The following is a 19,146-nucleotide window of genomic DNA, read 5'->3' as shown; positions in this document are numbered from 1 at the left end:
CCAGTCGCTTGCTTGTGGTGGTCTTTAGATACCGCTAAGCCGGTGTCGGGAAGTCGCATAGGATCTGTCCGGCGACGGGGCGTTGGAGGTGTCTGTGCGCGTAGTTTCTGTCTTGAGTGCTTTTGTCTGTCTGGCTGGCGGTGCGCATGCGCAATCCGGCGACGCGCGTGAGGTGGCCGGCGAGGTCACCGCCCAGGCGCCGAACTCGACCATTGATCTGACCCTCGAGGCCGGCCAGGTCGTCACCCTGACGACCGCCTCCGCGGATCGCCTCGACACCATTCTCACCCTGCTCGGACCGGACGGTCGCGTGCTGGCCGAGAATGATGATCGCGCGCCCGGTGACCTCACTTCACAGATCATCCACATGCCCACCGTCAGCGGCCAGTACTCGGCGGTCGTGACCGGCTATGGCGATGCAACGGGCAGCTACACGCTGTCGATTGCCGATGGTGTCGATGTTGGCCTTTCAAGTGACGCCACGCTGATTGACGAGCGCGTGGTCGCGCTTGACCCCGATCGCGCCAGCGTTAGCCAGGATGTCGATCTGGCAGCCGACGACATCCTTGTCGTCTCCACATTCGCCGTGACCGAAGGGCTCGATACCACGCTCGCCCTGCTCGATGCGTCGGGCAATATCCTGGCCCAGAATGATGATCGCGGTGATGGCAGCCTCAATTCGCAACTTGTCTTCCAGGCAGAGGAAGCTGGCCGCTACCGGGTCGAGGTCAGCACTTATGGCGGCACTGGAACCGGTGAGCTGATCTTCTCTCTCGCGACCGACCCCAATGCCGAAGTGCCGTTTGACTTCACGACCATCGAGGGCGAACGTTTTGCCCGCCATACCGGCACGATCGGCTCGGGCCAGACCGAGTTTGATTACCCGCTGCAGCTGGAAGCCGGGCAGACAGTGCTCGCTGTCGCGGACGCGACCAGCGGCGATCTGGACCCGGTCCTGCGCCTGGTCGGTGCCGACGGTTTCCCGGTCGCGCTGAATGATGACCGCGGTGATGGCTCACTTAATTCAGCATTCGCCTTCACGGCGCCGGAGAGCGCTGAGTACACGCTGGAAATGCGCCGCTATGGCAGTGGTGAGAGCAGCGGTGACTTCCAGCTCGACCTGTCCTGGGTCGATGCATCGGTTGTCGATACCTTGCAGGGCCTGCTGGAAAACCGGGTGTCGCTGAGCGGCCCCGAGCTGACCATTCTGTCGCCTGACTTCCGGGTCCTCTACACGCTGGAAGGCGTGGACGCCTCGTCGACTGAATATGCCCAGTCGGTTTCCGATGCGCTGCAAGACATGCTCGATGTCCAGGTTTCCCGTATTGGTTGGGCTGAGCCGATCCGCGATGATGATGGTCGTTATCGCGCCTATGTCGCCGATGCGGATGGCTCGATGGGTGTGACCTATCCGGTGCAGATCGCGTTCGACAATACCAACACCGGTGATGTCCGTGAGACCACGGCCGCGCGGACCGTGTTCGTGATCGACAATGATTTCGTCGGCATGGGCAAGGAAGCGCCGGTACACAGCCTGATGCGTGCCACTGCGACCCATGAGTTCAACCATGTCGTCCAGTTCGGCTACGACTCCGAGGAAGGCCTCGACTGGCTCTACGAGGCGACCGCATCCTGGACCGAGACGACCACGGTTGGCGGCGACCAGGATGCCACCGACTATGTCGAGACCGATTTCGACGCGCCGGAAATGTGCTGGACGACCAGCGAGAGCGGCTTCGACTATTCCCAGTGGACGCTGCTGCAGTCCATGGCTGACAGCTATGGCGAAGGCATCATCGTGGACATGTGGGAGAACAGTGTCGAGCTGGACGGGTTCGAGACCATGTCAGCGACACTCGACACGGTCGGCACAACCATCCCGGATGTGATCCAGCGCTGGCGCGCCCAGAATTACGCGCTGGCCTATGATCTTGCTCCGGTCTTCAACTCCACTGTCCGTATCCATCACACGATGGACAGCGAAGCTGGCGTGAACTCCAAGGGCGGGCTCGAGCAATTGGGCGCCAACTACATCTCCGTTGATCTCGACGGTCGTTACCAGTTTAGCGTGGACGGTGATGCCGGGCTGGAGCTTCTGGCCCTGGGCCAGCGTGGTGATCGGGTCGAGGTTGTCCCGCTGGGGCGTGGTGGCAGCATTGATACCGCCGACTATACGGGTCTCGCCCTGATGGTCTTCAACCGCACCATGCCGGACGCGCCGGGAGCTTGTAGTGGGGTCGGATACACCGTCAGCGCCTCCCCTTCGGTCGGGGGCGCGCCGGCTTCGGCCGCCTATAGCTTCAGCGCCGAGCATTTCGGCTCTTCGAAATAGGCCTGCAAGCTGCAACACACAAAAAAGGGGCGGCTCATTGCGAGCCGCCCCTTCTTCGTTCAATGACGGGTCGCCCAATCAGGCGAGGTCGAACCGGTCGGCATTCATGACCTTGGTCCAGGCCGCCACAAAGTCGGCGACGAATTTGCCGGCATTGTCGTCCTGGGCATAGACCTCGGCATAGGCGCGCAGGATCGAGTTCGATCCGAATACCAGGTCGGCGCGGGTCGCCGTCCAGCGGGCTTTACCGGTTTTGCGGTCGCGGATTTCATAGGTGCGACGGTCCACCGGTACCCATGAGTAGGCCATGTCGGTCAGGTTGACGAAGAAGTCGGTCGTCAGCGCGCCTTCACGGTCGGTGAACACGCCGTGTTTCGTGCCGCCGTAATTGGTGCCCAGCACGCGCATACCGCCGACCAGGACGGTCATTTCCGGGGCCGTCAGTCCGAGCAATTGCGTGCGGTCCAGCAGCATTTCCTCGGCGCTGACCACATAATCGGCCTTCTGCCAGTTGCGATAGCCATCGGCCAGGGGCTCGAGAACATCGAAGGACTCGGCATCTGTCATGGCATCGGTCGCGTCGCCGCGGCCCGGCGAGAACGGCACCGCCACGTCATGGCCGGCTGCGCGGGCGGCCTGCTCGATGCCGACATTGCCGGCCAGAACGATGACATCGGCCAGGCTGGCGCCGGCGTCGCGGGCGATCGGCTCGAGCACGCCGAGCACCTTGGCCAGACGGTCCGGCTCATTGCCGTCCCAGTCTTTTTGGGGTGCCAGACGGATACGGGCACCATTGGCGCCACCGCGCTTGTCCGAGCCGCGGAAGGTGCGGGCGCTGTCCCAGGCTGTTGCCACCATCTCGGCGATGGACAGGCCACTGGCGGCGATCGCGGATTTTACCCGTGCGACGTCATAGCCGGTCGGGCCGGCAGGCACTGGATCCTGCCAGACCAGCTCTTCGGACGGAACATCCGGTCCGAAGTAGCAATCCTTCGGGCCCATGTCGCGGTGGGTCAGCTTGAACCAGGCGCGGGCAAACGTATCCTTGAAATAGGCCGGGTCGGCCATGAACTTCTCGCAGATCGCGCGATAGGCCGGGTCCATTTTCATCGCCATGTCGGCATCGGTCATGATCGGCATGCGGCGCTGGGACGGGTCGCTGGCATCAACCGGCATGTGTTCCGGCTTGATGTTGATCGGCTGCCATTGCTGGGCGCCGGCGGGGCTTTTCTTCAATTCCCACTCATAGCCGAACAGAAGCTCGAAATAGCCCATGTCGAATTGCGTTGGATTGGTCGTCCAGGCGCCTTCGAGCCCCGACGTGACCGCATTGCTCGCCTTGCCGCCAAGATTGGGATTGACCCAGCCGAAGCCCTGGTTTTCCAGCTCGGCACCTTCCGGCTCAGGGCCAAGCGCTCCCGCATCACCATTGCCGTGCGTCTTGCCGACCGTGTGGCCACCGGCGGTCAGGGCCGCGGTTTCCTCATCATTCATCGCCATGCGGGCGAAGGTCGTGCGGACCTGGGCGGCGGTTTTCAGCGGGTCGGGCTTGCCGTTCACCCCTTCCGGATTGACGTAGATCAGGCCCATCTGGACTGCCGCAAGCGGATTTTCCATCGTGTCCGGCTTGGCGACATCTTCGTAGCGGGTGTCGGACGGAGCCAGCCATTCCTTTTCGGCCCCCCAATAGGTGTCGATTTCCGGACCCCAGATATCTTCGCGACCGAAGCCGAAGCCGAAGGTTTTCAGGCCCATGTTTTCATAGGCAATCGTGCCGGCGAGCAGGATCAGGTCGGCCCAGGAGATCTTGTTGCCATACTTCTTCTTCAGCGGCCAAAGCAGACGGCGCGCCTTGTCCAGATTGCCGTTGTCCGGCCAGGAATTGAGGGGGGCGAAGCGGATATTGCCGCTGCCGCCACCGCCGCGACCATCGGCCAGGCGATAGGAACCGGCCGAGTGCCAGGCGAGGCGGATCATCAGGCCGCCATAATGACCATAGTCGGCCGGCCACCAGTCCTGGCTATCTGTCAGCAGGGCGTGCATGTCGGTCTTCAGAGCGTCGAAATCGAGCGATTTGAGCGCTTCGTGATAGGATGGTCCGTCGCCCATCGGGTTCGGTTTGGTGTCCTTCTGGTGCAGGATTTCCAGATTGAGCGCGCGTGGCCACCAGGCCATCACATCGCCTTCGGACGCTGTGTTACCACCATGCATTACCGGACACTTGCCTTGAGAATTCGAGTTGTTGCCGTCCATGCGCTTGCTCCAATCTGGATTGATCGTCTGCCTCCGCTCGAGTGAGCGGCAGTGGTGAGACTATCTCAAATCTGCCAGCATTGATCCAATCGATTTAATTTCCCGGAGCCATAGATCGGATCACTACCCAATCGACCTGAGCGTCAGCCCAGGGCAACAAAACCGGGGCCACTGCGGGCGTAGAGGCGGATATTGGCTTCGGCCGCCTTGCGGATGGCGAAGGCGGTTGGCGCCGACAGGCTGGCGAGTGTCGGGATCCCGGCGCGCGCAGCCTTCTCGATCAGCTCGTAGGAGCAGCGGCTCGACATGACCAGAAACCCGGCCGTGTGATCGACCCCGTTCCGGGCATTGGCCCCGATGAGCTTGTCCAGCGCATTGTGGCGACCGACATCCTCGCGCGCTGCGAGAATGTCTCCTTTTGCGTTGCACCAGGCTGCCGCATGGACGGATCGCGTCTCGGTATTCAATGGTTGCCAGTTGGTGAGGGTTGCCAACGCCTTCGCCAGTGCGTCTTCGGCCAGATCGGCGGGCCTGGGCGCCACGGGTGGCAGCGGGGCGGTCAGGGTTTCGGCATTTTCGAGCCCACACAGGCCGCACCCGGCGCGACCGGGCAGGTTGCGGCGGCGCTGGATAATTTCCAGTCGCTCGAGCCGGTCCGTGGCCAGGCCGATATGAAGGTCGATCCCGACGTCCTTGTGGAGGATTTCGATGGACTCGATCTGGTCAGGCGCGGTCACGATGCCTTCCGACAGCGAGAATCCGATCGCGAAGTCTGCAATGTCGGACGGGGTCGCCAGCATCACCGCGTAATTGCGGCGATCGTAGATGAGGGCGACCGGCGTCTCCTCGGCCACGGCCCAGGTCTTGCCATCTGCCAGGCTGATATCAACGGAGCTTGGGTCCGGGGCGCCGCGTTCTGTGATCAATGGCATCTCACTGCGCCGGCTCGACATGGTCGTCCCGCTTGATCCGGCGCGCTTCGCGGGCGGAACCGGAGCGCTCTTCCTGCCAGGGCGAACGGTGATTGGCCGGTGCGACCTCGACCGCGGTGACCTTGTACTCCGGGCAGCTGGTCGCCCAGTCCGAGTTTTCGGTTGTCACCACATTGGCGCCGGTCTCGGGATGGTGAAAAGTGGTATAGACGACGCCCGGCGCCATCCGCTCGGAGTGCCGGGCGCGCAAGGTGGTCTCACCCTTGCGACTGCGCACCGAGACCCAATGCCCATCGAGAATTCCGCGTGCTTCGGCGTCACTGGGATGCAGCTCCAGCACATCCTCGTCATGCCAGCGGGCATTCTCGGTCCGCCGTGACTGGGCGCCGACATTGTATTGGCTGAGGATCCGGCCGGTGGTCAGGATCAGCGGGAATTTGCGGTTGGCGCGTTCGGTCGTCGGCACGAATTTAGTGATCACGAAATGTCCCTTGCCACGCACAAAGCCGTCGACATGCATGATTGGCGTACCCTGTGGTGCGGCCTCGTTACAGGGCCATTGCACACTGCCATCACGATCCAGCCGCGCATGGGAGACGTCGGCAAAGGTTGGCGTCAGAGTGGCGATCTCGTCCATGATCTCGGCACTGCTGGAAAAGACCGTCTCGTCATATCCCATCGCCAGGGTCAGGGACTGGGTGACGGCCCATTCGGCCATGCCGGTCTTGACGGGAATGGCCGGCCGGACCCGGTTGATGCGGCGCTCGGCATTGATGAAACAGCCATCCTTTTCCAGAAAGGAGGTGCCGGGCAGGAAGACATGGGCAAAGCGCGCAGTCTCGTTGAGGAAGAGGTCCTGCACGATCAGGATGTCCAGCGCCCGCAGCGCCGCTTCGACATGCTGGGTGTTGGGATCGGACTGGGCGATGTCCTCGCCCTGCACATAGAGCCCCTTGAACGTCCCGCCGCAGGCCTCGTCGAACATGTTGGGAATGCGCAAGCCCGGCTCGGCGTCCTGTGGGCGCTTCCACGCCGTTTCGAAGATCGCCCGGGTCGCATCATCGCTGACATGCCGGTAACCGGGGAATTCATGCGGGAAGGAGCCCATATCGCACGAGCCCTGGACATTGTTCTGCCCGCGCAGCGGGTTCACCCCGACACCCCGTCGCCCGATATTGCCGGTTGCCATGGCGAGATTGGCCATGCCCATGACCATGGTCGAACCCTGGCTGTGCTCGGTGACGCCCAGCCCGTAATAGATCGCCGCCTTGCCGCCGCCGGCATAGAGACGGGCCGCGGCGCGGATGTCGTCTGCCGGAACACCGGTGATCGCGGCCGCGGCTTCCGGCGAGTTCGCGTCGTCTCGGATGAAGTCGATCCAGTCGGCAAAACTGTCGGTCTCACAGCGCTCGGCGACGAAATCCTCGTCGAGCAGGCCTTCGGTGGCGGCGACATGGGCCAGCGCATTGACCAGGGCGACATTGGTGCCGGGCTGGAGAGCCAGATGGTGCGCGGCTTCGACATGTGGCGTTCGAACGAGGTCAATGGCGCGCGGATCGGCGACGATCAGCTTGGCCCCTTCGCGCAGGCGACGCTTCATCTGCGAGGCAAAGACCGGGTGCGCGTCGGTCGGATTGGCGCCGATCAGCAGGATGACGTCCGCGTCCTCGACACTGTCGAAATCCTGTGTGCCGGCGGAGGTGCCATAGGTCTGTTTGAGGCCATAGCCGGTCGGCGAATGGCAGACCCGGGCACAGGTATCGATATTGTTGTTGGAGAAGGCGGCGCGCACCATGCGCTGGACCAGCCAGACTTCCTCGATCGTGCAGCGTGAGGAGGAAATGGCGCCGATCGACTTGCGCCCGTGTTCAGCTTGCGTGGCCTTGAGACGCGTCGCTGCGAAACCGATGGCCTCGTCCCACGACACTTCGCGCCAGGGCTCGTCAATGCTGTCGCGGATCATCGGCGCCGTGATGCGGTCGGCATGCGAGGCATAGCCCCACGCAAAGCGTCCCTTGACGCAGGAATGGCCGTGATTGGCCTTGCCATCCTTGTCCGGCACCATGCGGATGACCTGATTGCCCTTCAGCTCGGCCTTGAAGGAACAGCCCACCCCGCAATAGGCGCAGGTCGTCTTCACCGTCCGGTCCGGCACGCCGTGCTCGACGACAGTCTTCTCCTGCAGGGTCGCGGTCGGGCAAGCCTGCACACAGGCGCCGCAGGAAACACATTCCGAGTTGAAGAAATCCGGGCCACCGACCGAGATGTGCGAGTCGAAACCGCGCCCCTCGACCGTCAGCGCCAGCGTGCCCTGGACCTCGTCGCAGGCCCGAACGCAACGTGAGCAGACAATGCATTTTGACGGCTCGAAGTCGAAGTAGGGGTTGGAGATATCCTTGTCCTGACCGCCATGGTTCTCGCCCGCGAGCCCATAGCGGACATCGCGCAGGCCGACCGCGCCCGCCATGTCCTGCAGTTCGCAATCGCCATTGTCCGAACAGGTCAGGCAATCGAGCGGATGGTCGGAGATATAAAGCTCCATTACCCCGCGGCGCAGGCGCGCCAGGCGGTCGGACTGGGTCGTGACTTTCATGCCCGGCTCGACCGGGGTCGTGCAGGAGGCCGGCGTGCCGCGCTTTCCGTCGATCTCGACCAGGCAGAGCCGGCAGGAGCCGAAAGCCTTCAGGCTGTCAGTGGCGCAAAGTTTCGGGATCTGTGTGCCCAGGGACGAGGCGGCCCGCATGACGCTGGTGCCTTCCGGCACTGTGACATTGAAGCCGTCTATCTCCAGCGTGACAGACCGGATGGCGCCACGCGGCGCCGGTGTGCCGAAATCAAGGTCCTGGTCCAGGGGCATGACGAACTCCTACTCGGCGGCTTGACGGGTGAAGTCTTCGGGAAAACGCTGAATGGCGCTGCGCACCGGCATCGGTGTCAGCCCGCCCATTGCGCACAGCGAGCCATCCGTCATCAGCTCGCACAGGTCTTCAATCAGGGCGAGATTGTCGGCCACCGCCTCGCCGGCAATGATCTTGTCGAGCGTCTCGCGTCCGCGCGTCGCGCCGACCCGGCAGGGAGTGCACTTGCCACAGCTCTCGATAGCGCAGAATTCCATCGCGAAGCGGGCCTGCCGCGCCATGTCGACCGTATCGTTGAAGACCACGATCCCGCCATGCCCAAGCATAGCACCAATCGCCGCCAGCGCCTCATAATCCATCGCGACGTCCAGGTCCGCATCGGCCAGATAGGCGCCCAATGGGCCGCCGACCTGTACTGCGCGCAGGGGCCGACCCGACCGCGTGCCGCCGCCGAAATCCTCGATCAACGTCCGCAGGCTGACACCAAAGGCCAGCTCTAACAAAGCGCCCTGTTTGACGTCGCCGGCCAGCTGGAAGGCCTGTGTGCCGCGCGACCGGCCGGTGCCGAAATCGCGATAGGCCTCGCCGCCATGCTCGAGGATCCATGGCACGCTGGCGAGCGTCAGGACATTATTGACGATGGTCGGCTGACCAAACAGGCCGGATATGGCCGGTATGGGCGGTTTGGCGCGCACTTCACCGCGCTTGCCCTCCAGGCTGTTGAGCATTGAGCTTTCTTCACCGCAGATATAGGCACCAGCTCCCGTGCGCACTTCGATATCGAAGCCGTCGCCGTCCGACAGGCCCTGGAAAAGCCCGGCTTCGCGCCAGATCCGGATGGCGGCTTTGAGTGTCCGGATGGCGTCGGGATACTCCGAGCGCAGATAAACCAGCCCCCGGGTCGCGCCGATGGCCCGGGCGGCGATGCACATGCCTTCGATCAGGGTGAAGGGGTCGCCTTCCATCAACAGGCGGTCGGCATAGGTGCCGCTGTCTCCCTCGTCGGCGTTGCAGCACAGATAGGTCGCGTCAACGGTAGCCTTGGCCGCGGTCTCCCATTTGATCCCGGCCGGGAAGCCGGCGCCGCCACGCCCTCTCAGGCCGGACGTTTTGACCGCTTCGACAATCACGCCAGGTGCCAGCGCTCTGGCGCGGGACAGGCCAGCCAGGCCGCCGCCGGCTTGATAGGCTGCCAGGTCCAGCGGATCGTCGAGGCCGCAACGGGCAAAGATCAGGCGTTGCTGGTCGGCCAGTTGCGGGATTTTTTCGACCGGACCCAGGGCGAGCGGGTGTCCGCTCGCGGGGAAGCCCGCTTCGATGATGTCGTCCACATCCTCGACAGTCACCGGTCCGAAGCCGAGGCGCTCACCATTCCGCTCGACCTCGATCAGCGGCTCCAGCCAGAACAGGCCCCGGGATCCGTTGCGAATGACAGGGGTGTCGGTAGGCAGGGCGTCGGCCAGGCGTGCAGCGACATCGTCGGCCCCCACAGACCGCGCGGCTGAATCGCCGGGGACAAGGACGCGCTGGAGTGAGCTGCTCATTCCTTGCCTCCGGTCCGGCTGTCCAGTCGGGTCAGCGCCGCAAGCGCCCGTTCTGCGGTGAGGCGGCCGAGTGGGCGTTCGTCCAGCATGGCGGCCGGGCCAAGGGCGCAATTGCCGAGGCAGTAGACTGACTTCAACTCGAATTCCGGCGGGTGGTCGGTCGTGGAGAGGGCCTCCAGCTGGTCTTCAATGGCGGCCGCCACGGCCTCGGCGCCGGCGGCCTGGCAGGCCTCGGCGCGACAGAGTTTGAACGTATGGCGGGCGCCCGGCTGACGCCGGAAATCATGGTAGAAGCTGACCACGCCCAGCACTTCGGCTCGGCTCAGATTGAGGGCATCGGCGATGGTCGCGATGGCGGCGTCCGAGATGTGCCCGGCAGATGCCTGAAGCCAGTGGAGCACCTCGATCAAGGCGTCGGGATGGTTTGAGTGGTGCGCGCACGCCGCACGCGCGTCCGGATCATCGACCGTATCGATCAACATGGGCATGGTGTGGCGCCAACCTCCCCGATAGCCGCCTTCATTCAGGCTCCACTATGACGCGTCTGTGTCCGGTTCCCAAATCGCCGCTGCATCGACGCGGGACACCTGTCCGGGGGCGGTCGATCGCATGACGGGGATAGGGGCGTGTCGTGAAGACAGGCCCGGGAAAGGGTGCTAACCCTCGACAACAGGATTTGCCTCGGGGGAGACAGCAATGTCCATGACCATGAAATCGATCTGGGCCGGAATGGCCATCGCCGCGCTAGCCGCGTGCAGCCCACCTGTAGAAAACGGCTCGACCGACGAGGTTTCGTCGGCCGCTCACGGGGCACCGGAAGCCACGCGCTTCACAGTCCTTGTCGGAGGAACCGAGATTGGCGGCATGGACATCCAGCCGACCGAGGATGGGTATGGTATCGAGTTCGAATACCGCAATAATGGCCGCGGCCCGACCATCACCGAAAGTGTCACGCTCGATGAAAACGGCCTGCCTGTCGACTGGACGATTTCCGGCGCCTCGACTTTTGGCAATCCGATCGATGAGAGTTTTGAGTATGTCGACAGCGAAGCGCGTTGGCGCGATGCGACCGGCAGCGACCAGGCCATTCCCGATGGTGACGCCTTCTACGTCCCCCAGGATGCCAGCCCCTATTGGCTGGCGATTGCTGCCCGCGCCCTGCTGGCGCGTGACGACATGTCGATGGCCGCCATCCCCGGTGGCGAGCTGCGCCTGTCCGAGGTCGAACAGCTGAGCGTCAGCAATGGCGAAGCAAGCCGCGATGTGACCGCCTACGGCCTGTCTGGAACCAGTGAAAACCCGACATATTTCCTCATGGACGGGTCGGCTTTCTTTGGCTTGATCACACCCGGTTTCGCCATTCTGGAAGCGGGTTATGAGGCCGAGGATGAGCGCTTGCGCGCGCTCGCAGCCGGCTATGGCGCCAGCCGCTTCGCCGAAATCCAGTCGCGCGTGGCGCATCATTATGATGGACCGGTCCGGATCCGGAATGTCCGGGTCTTCGATCCGGAGACGCTTGCCCTGGGCGAGCCGGTATCGGTTGTTGTTGATGGCGAACGGGTTTCGGCGATCGACGCGCTCGATGTCGCGACACAGCCGGGTGAGACCGAGATTGACGGCGCGGGCGGGTCACTGATCCCCGGCCTGTTCGAAATGCACGCCCATATGGGTGAAACCAGCGCTTTCCTCAATATCGCTGCCGGTGTGACCAGCGTTCGCGATATGGGCAATAACAACGCCGTTCTGGGTGAGTTGATCACCCGCATCGAAGCCGGCGAAGTCGCCGGCCCGCGTGTGCATCGCAGCGGCTTCATCGAAGGCCGCAGCCCGTTCAGCTCCAATAATGGCATCCTGGTGGAAACCGAGGCCGAAGCGGTCGCTGCCGTCGAGACCTATGCGGCCAGCGGCGATTACATCCAGGTCAAGGTCTACAACTCGATGAACCCGGACTGGATCCCGGCCGTCATCGAAGCGGCGCACGCCAATGGTTTGCGCGTCGCCGGTCATGTGCCGGCCTTCACCAATGCCGACGCCATGATTGCCGCCGGTTATGACGAGATGACCCATATCAACCAGGTGATGCTGGGTTGGGTGCTGGAAGAGGGTGAGGACACACGCTCCCTGCTGCGCCTGACGGCGCTGCGCCGTCTGCCCGCCTTTGATCTGGACAGCGATGCGGTGCGTGACACGATCGATGCGATGGTCGCCAATGGTGTCGCTATCGATCCGACCTACGCGATTCACGAGGCGCTGCTCCTGTCGCGCAATGGCGAGGTGTCACCGGGTGTTGTCGACTATATCGACCACATGCCGGTCGAGACCCAGCGTGGGGCCCGCAGCGCCTGGGCCGACATTGCTACGGACGAGGATGACGCCAATTATCGCGGCGCCTTTGACCAGATCACGCAGACCCTGCGCATGATGCGCGATGCCGGCGTGTTCATCGTGCCGGGTACTGATCTTGGCGGATCCTTTGCCCATCATCGCGAGCTCGAGCTGTACCAGAATATCGGCATGACCCCGGCCGAGATCATTGCCTGGGGCAGTCATGGTATGGCCGAATATCTGGGCGTGGACGACGAGCTGGGTTCAATTGCTCCCGGCATGCTGGCCGACTTCTTCCTGGTGCCGGGCGATCCGACGACTGATTTCAAGGATCTGAAGACCATCGCCCTCGTGTCGGCGAACGGGACTTTCTACTACCCGACGGAAATCTATCCGGAGTTCGGCATCCTGCCCTTCACCGATGTGCCGGCGGTCAGCCAACCGCGCTGATTGCGACTCCGCGGAGTCGCAAGGGCTTGCCGGAGAGAATGGCGCTGGCTAGATTTCTCTCCGGCTGCGTCAGTGGTCGTGTACAACCTCTCGGAGTTCGAGTCTGATGGCGTCTTCGCCCCGCCCGGACATGGCGCCGCGGAAGCACTCGGCATTGCGTCCCTGGCTTTGGCTGGCCGCGATCGTCGCGCTGACGCTGGTCATCGTGATGATCGGCACGCGCCTGGCGGGTGATGCTGGCTCTGATGCGCCTGGTATTGCGACCAATTATGCTGACGCCATTGAGCGTCGAGGCCTGCAGCTTCCCATCGATTATCTCGATGCCGACGCGGACTGGCGGGCCCGGGCCAATCTGCCGGACACAAATGACTCAGCGTCTGTCCGCTTCCCGTGGCTGGCAGCTTTGACGCTGGCGAAAGTCCTTCTTTGGATGTTTTACGCCCTGGCCGCGGGTGTCCTGAACTTCATCATCTATCTCGCCGTGCGGCATGGTGTCGGGCTGCGGGTTGATTCCCGCAAGATCCAGGATGTCGAAAGCGCTCCCAAGACAGCCATGTCAGGGCCGGGCATTGTCGACCAGCCCTTGCTGACGCTTGAGGAGATTGCCCGCCTGACCGACGCCGCCAAGGCGCTGGGCGCCTTGCAGCGGCTTGTGCTTGCGGCCGCAGCGGAGGCAACGGGCTCTGCACTGCGGCGCAGCGAGACCGCTCGTGAAGTGCTGCGTCGTCTGCCGCGCGACTGGACGCATTACCGGGTGGTGGCGACGTTGGTGCAGACTGCGGAGCGCGTGCGCTATGCGGGTCAGTCCATTGACGCCAGCGGCGTGGAGGGTCTGATCGCGGATGCTCGCCCGGTACTCGTCCATCGGACGGTGACGTCATGAGCCAGGCCGCAAATGACGGGCAGGGCCGGGCCTGGTTCCTTGTCACCGTGCTCTGCGCGGCGGCGGTCTTCGCCTTGTGGTTCCTGGCCCAGAGGGACCGCGTGCCCCCGATCGAGCAAAGCGCGCTGGGGCTCGACGGGCTCGGTATCTGGCTCAACGCCGACGGGATGGATGCCCGACGTTTTCATGGGCGTGGGCCGCTGTCTGGCGAGGGAGTCGGATTGCGCGTGTTGCCGCTCTATGACCACGATCTCGACCGGGGTTCGGTCACATTCGGCGGCGGTGAGAACACCTATCTCAACGCGACGCCGCGTGGCATCTCGCGTCATGTCGTCACCACGAAGATTGAAACCCTCCCGACATTCATCATCCTTCCCAAATGGCGGGACGGTGTCCGTATGCTGGGTGCGGTCCATCCCGAATTCCTGATCCCGGTAACCGGGTCAGCAGGCCCGGCCGAGCGGATCACAACCGGCGCCAATGCCGATCTGGCGATCGACCGTGAAGTCGACCGTGAGGTCGACCGGGCAGACGACGATGAAGGAGGCAGGGTGGACGAGCATGACCCTCGGCCGACCTATGTCGATCCGGCCATCATCCGGGGGGAAATCCTCGACTGGGTGGATGTCCCGCTCGGTGATTTCCTGCCGCAAAGCGCGCGGCTATACGCACCGCAATTCATGGCCCTGCCGGACAATTGTGTGCCCCTGGTTGGCGACCCGGATCGCGCCCTGTTGGCGGAATGCTCGCTCGGAGAGGCCACCTATCATGTCCTGTCCGATCCGGATCTCATCAACAATCATGGACTTGCCCAAGGAGATAACGCCGCGATCGCGCGCGCACTGATAACGCGGTTGGCCGGCGATGGTGACGTGCTGATCGATTACTCCACGGCGGTCTATCTGACCGCCCGGCCAGATGAACACCAGCGCAGCTGGGCCGACATGGCGCGAATGTTCGAGCCGCCCTTCACCTGGCTGTGGCTGGCCGGTGCCGGATTGCTGGCGCTGCTGCTGTGGCGGGCCGGTATTCGCGGCCGGCCGCTCCTGTCGATCTATGGGCAGGGGCATGGCGCGGCGAGGGCCGTCGCCTTGCAGGCCCAGGCACGCCTGATGCGCAACGCCCATGCCGATGGCGCGCTGCTGCGCACCCTGGTCGCCGGGCGCCGCCAGGCGCTGGCTGATGCCTGGCTCGGCCGCGAGCGTCGCGCCGGCCATGCCTTCCGGCGTGTCGTGGCGCGGCTTCGCCTCAAGGACGAGGCGCTGGCCGCGCACCTGACAGATATATTCAACCGTGCCGACGCGCTTCCCGATCGCATCCGACCGGAAGTCGCGGCGGACGCACTTGCAGATGTGGAACGCGCCTATCAAAAGGCCCTGGAGCTCGCATGACCCTGACCCTTGACCAATTCGCTGAACGTGCCGAGGCGCTGCGCACGGAAATCCGCAAGACAATCCATGGACAGGACGGGGTGATCGACCAACTCCTCGTCGCTGTTTTTGCACGCGGCCATGTGCTGCTGGAAGGGCCACCGGGAACAGCCAAGACCTTGCTCGCCCGCAGCTTTGCCTCGGCACTGTCGCTTGATTTCGGACGCGTCCAGTTCACACCGGACCTGATGCCGGGCGATGTTCTGGGCGCCAACCTGTTCGACTTCAGCTCCAACAGCTTTCGCCTGGTGAAAGGGCCGGTTTTCACCGACATTCTGCTGGCTGACGAGATCAACCGGGCCCCGCCGAAGACCCAGGCTGCGTTGTTGCAGGCAATGAATGAGCGGACCGTCACGATCGACGGCACCGACCACGTGTTGGGCGGGCATTTCCACGTCATCGCGACCCAGAACCCGATCGAGCAGCAAGGCACCTATCCATTGCCGGAAGCGCAAAATGACCGCTTCATGTTCAAGCTGTTGCTGGACTTCCCCGGACGCGATGACGAGCTCGAAATCCTGAGGCGTCATGCCCTGCAGCCCCTCGACTTCAATGCCCGGACCGCCGATGTCGAGAAGGTCATCTCCGCCGCCGATGTCGAAGCCGCACACGCGCTGGTGGACGGTATCCGTCTGGATGAGAAAATCCTCGCCTATATTGTCGATCTGATCCGGGCGACGCGGACTGATGGCGATGTGCGGGAAGGAGCGTCGACACGGGCCGCCGACACGCTCGCTGCCGCCGTGCGGGCCAGCGCCGCGCTGGCCGGTCGCGACTACGCCATTCCCGACGACGTGCAGGCGTTGTTCCTGCCAACCCTGCGGCACCGCATCCTGCTGGGGCCGACCGCAGAGATTGAGGGGCGGACGCCGGATGATGTCCTGTCGGCCATCCTGTCGCGGATCGAGGTGCCACGCTGATGCGACCGACACGGCGATTGCTGTGGGCGGCGCTGATCGCCCTGGGCCTGACCGCCTTGCTCCTGCCGTTCGCGGCCGGCGATGGCAGTCTGCTCGCCGTGCCGTGGATGGGGCTCGCCGCTCTCATCATTCTGGATCTGGTCGGCAGTGTTCACCGTCGCCGACATCTGGAACTGGAAGGGCCGGAAACGGTTTTCGCTGGCGAAACCGCCCGGTTCCGACTGCACATCGACCCAGCCGCACCGCCCGGCCTGATCGCCCTGTTCGATTGGCCGGAAGGGGTCGATGGCCCGGCCGAAGCTCGACCCGTGCAAGGTGACGATGTGATCGAGCTGCCCCTGACCGGCCGCGCCCGCGGCGCCTGGGCATTGGGACGGGTCTGGCTGAACTGGCCATCCCGCTTCGGTTTTTTTGACTTCACCCCGAGCACCGAAATCGGGCGCTCGGTCACCATCCTGCCGGATATCCGTCCGGTGACGCAGGGTCAGATCGACCTCGCCGTGCGCACCAGCCTGCACGGACAAAAGGAGTCCTTCGCGGAGGGCGAGGGGTCGGAATTCCACCAGTTGCGCGAATACGTGCCGGGCGACAGCCTGCGCCGTGTCGACTGGAAACGCTCGGCGCGGCAACGCCGCATGCTGTCCAAGGAGACCCGGGCGGAACGCAATCACAACATCATCATTGCGCTCGATCATGGCTATCTGATGCGTGAGGAAATCGCCGGCCTGCCCAAGATCGATCATGCCATCAACGCCGCGCTGGCCACCGCCTGGGCGGCGGCGGTCGGCGGCGACCAGGTCGGTCTCTATACCTTCCATGCCCGGCCGCACAGCTGGATGCCACCAGAGGCCGGTCGCCAGATCTTCCCCAAGCTGCGCCGTGCCCTGGCCGAGCTGAGTTATGAGAGCGCCGAGAGCAATCCGACCCTGGCTCTTGCCACGCTGCAGGCGCGGATGCGACGCCGCAGCCTTGTCATTGTCTTTTCCGACTTCGTCGACACCACCACATCGGAGCTGATGGTCGAGCATCTGGGCCGGTTGTCGCGCGAGCATCTGGTCATCTTCATCGCACTGCGTGACCCGGTGACCGAAGACCAGGCCCGCCAGCCGGTGTCGACCTTGCAGGCCGCAGCCGAGGCCGTGTCCGCTTCGGACCTTCTGCGTGACCGCCGCATTGTCATCGAACGACTGGGGCAGCTGGGCGTGATGGTGCTTGATGTGCGCCCCGACCAGCTCACGCCGCGGCTGGTGTCCACCTATCTCGATCTCAAGGCGCGGGAAGTGGCATGAGTGAGACACAACCCATCCGCTCGACCCGTTTTCGCCGTGAACGCGAAGCCGACTGGGTGGCCCTGGAAGGGCTGGTCGCCCGCGTTGAGAGCAGCGGCGGCAACAGGTTGAGTTTCGACGAGTCCCGCTCGTTGGCGGCCCTCTATCGCAAGGCGGCGACCTCCCTGTCCGTTGCCCGGGACATCTCCCTCGATCGCGGCCTGTTGGACTATCTGGAAGCCTTGGTAGCGCGGGCCTTCCTGGCCGTTTACGCGCCGCAGGAAAGCCTGTCCGGTGTGATCGGGCGCTTTTTTGGCGGATCCGCCTCGGCGGCCGTTCGCCGTTCCTGGGCGTCGATCCTGATGGCTTTCCTCGCCCTAGCCTTGGGCGGCTGGGTGGCGGCTATGCTTTTCGCACAGGACCCGGCCTGGTTCTACGCATTTGTTCCAGGAGAGTTGGCGGGCGATCGGGGTCCGGGCGCCAGCACCGAGGCACTGCGCGATGTCCTGTTCAATACCGATGGAAACCTTGTCGCCCAGCTAGGTGCCTTCGCCGCCTTTCTCTTCTCTCACAATACACGGGTCGCCCTGTTCTCCTTCGCACTCGGCGTCTTTGCCTGCGTGCCCAGCCTGCTGCTGACAATCTATAACGGGCTGATCCTGGGAGCCTTCTGGGGGCTGTACGCGGACCGCGGTCTGGGTCTGGAATTATTCGGCTGGCTGTCGATCCATGGCGTCACCGAAATGTCCGCACTGGCACTGGCTGCCGCCGGCGGCTTCCGCCTGGGACTGGCCCTGCTCTTTCCGGGCGGGCTGACCCGCAAGGACTCGCTGCGGGCGGCGTCCAAGGATGCTGTCAAACTGGCTCTGGTCGCGTCGCTCATGTTGCTGGTCGCCGGCTTGCTGGAAGGTTTTGCGCGCCAGATGGTCACCGACACCGGCATGCGGATCATGATCGGTTGGGGCATAGGTGCGCTATGGCTTGCCTGGTTCATGCTGGCCGGGCGGAGAGCGCACTGATGGCGATGCAGGAAACCCCGGCCCAGGTCGCTCGGCGGCTGGACAGCAATCGGCGCTGGTTTGATCTCGTCCCGCCCGAGGGCGTGCCGATCCGTTTCGAGGTGGCCGGTCTGGCGGCCCGTTTCGGGGCCCAGTTGCTGGACATCCTGATCACCACCGTGGTGGTCATCGCGGTCCTGATCCTTCTGGCCTTGCTGCCTTTCAACCTCGAGCCCTTGATTGCCTCGCTGGCAGCCATCCTGATGCTGGTGATCCGGGCGCCCTACTACATCCTCACCGAGCTGTTCTGGAATGGGCGGACGGTTGGAAAACGAGCCGCCGGTCTGCGCGTGCTGGGCGCTGATGGTCGCGGCCTTACAACCCACGCCGTGGTGGCACGAAACCTCTTGAAGGAGGTCGAAATTTTCATGCCGGGCTCGCTTCTGCTGGCCTCGGGCGGACTCGGCACGTTCTGGAATGTGGTCCTGTTGGTCTGGATCATCATCGTGCTCGCCGTGCCACTGACCAATCGCAAACGCCAGCGTCTGGGTGATCTGATCGCCAATACCTATGTCACTTCACGGCCCAGATCAGTCCTGCTGCCGGACCTGTCAGGTGGTTCCAAGGCCGCGGCTTTCGACTTTACCGCCGCGCAAATGGAGCATTATGGTCGTTTCGAATTGCAGACCCTGGAGCGCCTGTTGCGGGCCGACACGGCAAGCGCCAGTTCAGAGGAGCGGCGTCGCGAGAGCCTGGTCCAGGTCGCCGCCCAGATCCGACGCAAGATCGGCTATGAGGAGGCGGTACCACCGGCTCGAGCCGAGGAATTCCTTCGCGCATTTTATACGGCTCAGCGGGCCTTTCTCGAGCAGAAGAGGGTGTTTGGCGAGGTGCGTGATGACAAGCACCACCGCACGGAGGATGCCGACCAGACGTCTTGAAGCCAGTTAAGT

13 protein-coding genes are annotated in these 19,146 nt (G+C 63.8%); 8 read left to right on the top strand and 5 right to left on the bottom strand.

Annotated features, from left to right (window positions below; translation table 11 throughout):
• Window positions 1–94: 94 nt before the first annotated feature.
• Complete coding sequence (locus MMAR10_RS16485) at window positions 95–2,332, top strand: pre-peptidase C-terminal domain-containing protein (RefSeq protein ID WP_150099789.1); 2,238 nt, start codon at window positions 95–97, stop codon at window positions 2,330–2,332.
• A gap of 78 nt (window positions 2,333–2,410) precedes the next feature.
• On the opposite strand, the gene katG is transcribed toward MMAR10_RS16485, so the two are convergent.
• The 5 genes from katG to MMAR10_RS13835 all read right to left on the bottom strand — a co-directional run bounded on the left by katG (window position 2,411) and on the right by MMAR10_RS13835 (window position 10,407).
• Window positions 2,411–4,585 (bottom strand): catalase/peroxidase HPI, encoded by a 2,175-nt coding sequence (katG, locus tag MMAR10_RS13855; protein ID WP_011644616.1) that lies wholly within the window; start codon window positions 4,583–4,585, stop codon window positions 2,411–2,413.
• A gap of 143 nt (window positions 4,586–4,728) precedes the next feature.
• Window positions 4,729–5,517, bottom strand: a complete 789-nt coding sequence (gene fdhD, locus MMAR10_RS13850; RefSeq protein WP_049755757.1) for a formate dehydrogenase accessory sulfurtransferase FdhD — start codon at window positions 5,515–5,517, stop codon at window positions 4,729–4,731.
• Window position 5,518: 1 nt separating this feature from the next.
• Window positions 5,519–8,374 (bottom strand): formate dehydrogenase subunit alpha, encoded by a 2,856-nt coding sequence (fdhF, locus tag MMAR10_RS13845; RefSeq protein WP_011644614.1) that lies wholly within the window; start codon window positions 8,372–8,374, stop codon window positions 5,519–5,521.
• Between the two features lie 9 nt (window positions 8,375–8,383).
• Entirely contained in the window at window positions 8,384–9,919 is a 1,536-nt protein-coding gene (locus MMAR10_RS13840) for a formate dehydrogenase beta subunit (RefSeq protein WP_011644613.1), read from the bottom strand.
• On the bottom strand, window positions 9,916–10,407 hold the full coding sequence (locus MMAR10_RS13835; RefSeq protein ID WP_011644612.1) for an NAD(P)H-dependent oxidoreductase subunit E: 492 nt from the start codon (window positions 10,405–10,407) through the stop codon (window positions 9,916–9,918). The genes MMAR10_RS13840 and MMAR10_RS13835 overlap by 4 nt, the downstream gene beginning before the upstream one ends.
• 208 nt (window positions 10,408–10,615) lie before the next feature.
• Between MMAR10_RS13835 and MMAR10_RS13830 the strand changes: the two genes are divergently transcribed.
• The 7 genes from MMAR10_RS13830 (at window position 10,616) to MMAR10_RS13800 (ending at window position 19,134) form a co-directional block, all read left to right on the top strand.
• Window positions 10,616–12,694, top strand: coding sequence for an amidohydrolase family protein (locus MMAR10_RS13830; RefSeq protein ID WP_011644611.1), 2,079 nt, complete (start codon window positions 10,616–10,618; stop codon window positions 12,692–12,694).
• Window positions 12,695–12,800: 106 nt separating this feature from the next.
• A complete protein-coding gene (locus MMAR10_RS13825; protein ID WP_011644610.1) occupies window positions 12,801–13,577 on the top strand; it encodes a DUF4129 domain-containing protein in 777 nt (258 codons plus the stop codon).
• On the top strand, window positions 13,574–14,968 hold the full coding sequence (locus MMAR10_RS13820) for a hypothetical protein (RefSeq protein ID WP_011644609.1): 1,395 nt from the start codon (window positions 13,574–13,576) through the stop codon (window positions 14,966–14,968). Before MMAR10_RS13825 ends, MMAR10_RS13820 begins: the two co-directional genes overlap by 4 nt.
• 2 nt (window positions 14,969–14,970) lie before the next feature.
• Window positions 14,971–15,927: an AAA family ATPase gene (locus MMAR10_RS13815; RefSeq protein ID WP_041637863.1), complete on the top strand. Its 957-nt coding sequence runs from the start codon at window positions 14,971–14,973 to the stop codon at window positions 15,925–15,927.
• Window positions 15,927–17,216 carry a DUF58 domain-containing protein gene (locus MMAR10_RS13810; RefSeq protein WP_011644607.1) on the top strand — a complete coding sequence of 430 codons (1,290 nt, stop codon included), beginning with the start codon at window positions 15,927–15,929 and terminating at the stop codon, window positions 17,214–17,216. Before MMAR10_RS13815 ends, MMAR10_RS13810 begins: the two co-directional genes overlap by 1 nt.
• Window positions 17,213–18,214: a stage II sporulation protein M gene (locus MMAR10_RS13805; RefSeq protein ID WP_011644606.1), complete on the top strand. Its 1,002-nt coding sequence runs from the start codon at window positions 17,213–17,215 to the stop codon at window positions 18,212–18,214. The genes MMAR10_RS13810 and MMAR10_RS13805 overlap by 4 nt, the downstream gene beginning before the upstream one ends.
• On the top strand, window positions 18,214–19,134 hold the full coding sequence (locus MMAR10_RS13800; RefSeq protein ID WP_011644605.1) for an RDD family protein: 921 nt from the start codon (window positions 18,214–18,216) through the stop codon (window positions 19,132–19,134). The genes MMAR10_RS13805 and MMAR10_RS13800 overlap by 1 nt, the downstream gene beginning before the upstream one ends.
• The last annotated feature ends 12 nt before the right edge of the window (window positions 19,135–19,146 follow it).

Source organism: Maricaulis maris MCS10 (genome assembly GCF_000014745.1).
Classification (GTDB): domain Bacteria; phylum Pseudomonadota; class Alphaproteobacteria; order Caulobacterales; family Maricaulaceae; genus Maricaulis; species Maricaulis maris_A.
Note: the sequence above shows the minus strand (reverse complement) of the source record. Positions and strands in the feature narration are given on the sequence as shown.

Bases quoted from the DNA above. Each gene is read 5' to 3' on its own strand.
- katG (WP_011644616.1), bottom strand. From the start codon at position 4,585: ATGGACGGCAACAACTCGAATTCTCAAGGCAAGTGTCCGGTAATGCAT.
- fdhD (WP_049755757.1), bottom strand. From the start codon at position 5,517: ATGCCATTGATCACAGAACGCGGCGCCCCGGACCCAAGCTCCGTTGAT.
- fdhF (WP_011644614.1), bottom strand. From the start codon at position 8,374: ATGCCCCTGGACCAGGACCTTGATTTCGGCACACCGGCGCCGCGTGGC.
- MMAR10_RS13840 (WP_011644613.1), bottom strand. From the start codon at position 9,919: ATGAGCAGCTCACTCCAGCGCGTCCTTGTCCCCGGCGATTCAGCCGCG.
- MMAR10_RS13835 (WP_011644612.1), bottom strand. From the start codon at position 10,407: ATGCCCATGTTGATCGATACGGTCGATGATCCGGACGCGCGTGCGGCG.
- MMAR10_RS13830 (WP_011644611.1), top strand. From the start codon at position 10,616: ATGTCCATGACCATGAAATCGATCTGGGCCGGAATGGCCATCGCCGCG.
- MMAR10_RS13825 (WP_011644610.1), top strand. From the start codon at position 12,801: ATGGCGTCTTCGCCCCGCCCGGACATGGCGCCGCGGAAGCACTCGGCA.
- MMAR10_RS13820 (WP_011644609.1), top strand. From the start codon at position 13,574: ATGAGCCAGGCCGCAAATGACGGGCAGGGCCGGGCCTGGTTCCTTGTC.
- MMAR10_RS13810 (WP_011644607.1), top strand. From the start codon at position 15,927: ATGCGACCGACACGGCGATTGCTGTGGGCGGCGCTGATCGCCCTGGGC.
- MMAR10_RS13805 (WP_011644606.1), top strand. From the start codon at position 17,213: ATGAGTGAGACACAACCCATCCGCTCGACCCGTTTTCGCCGTGAACGC.
- MMAR10_RS13800 (WP_011644605.1), top strand. From the start codon at position 18,214: ATGGCGATGCAGGAAACCCCGGCCCAGGTCGCTCGGCGGCTGGACAGC.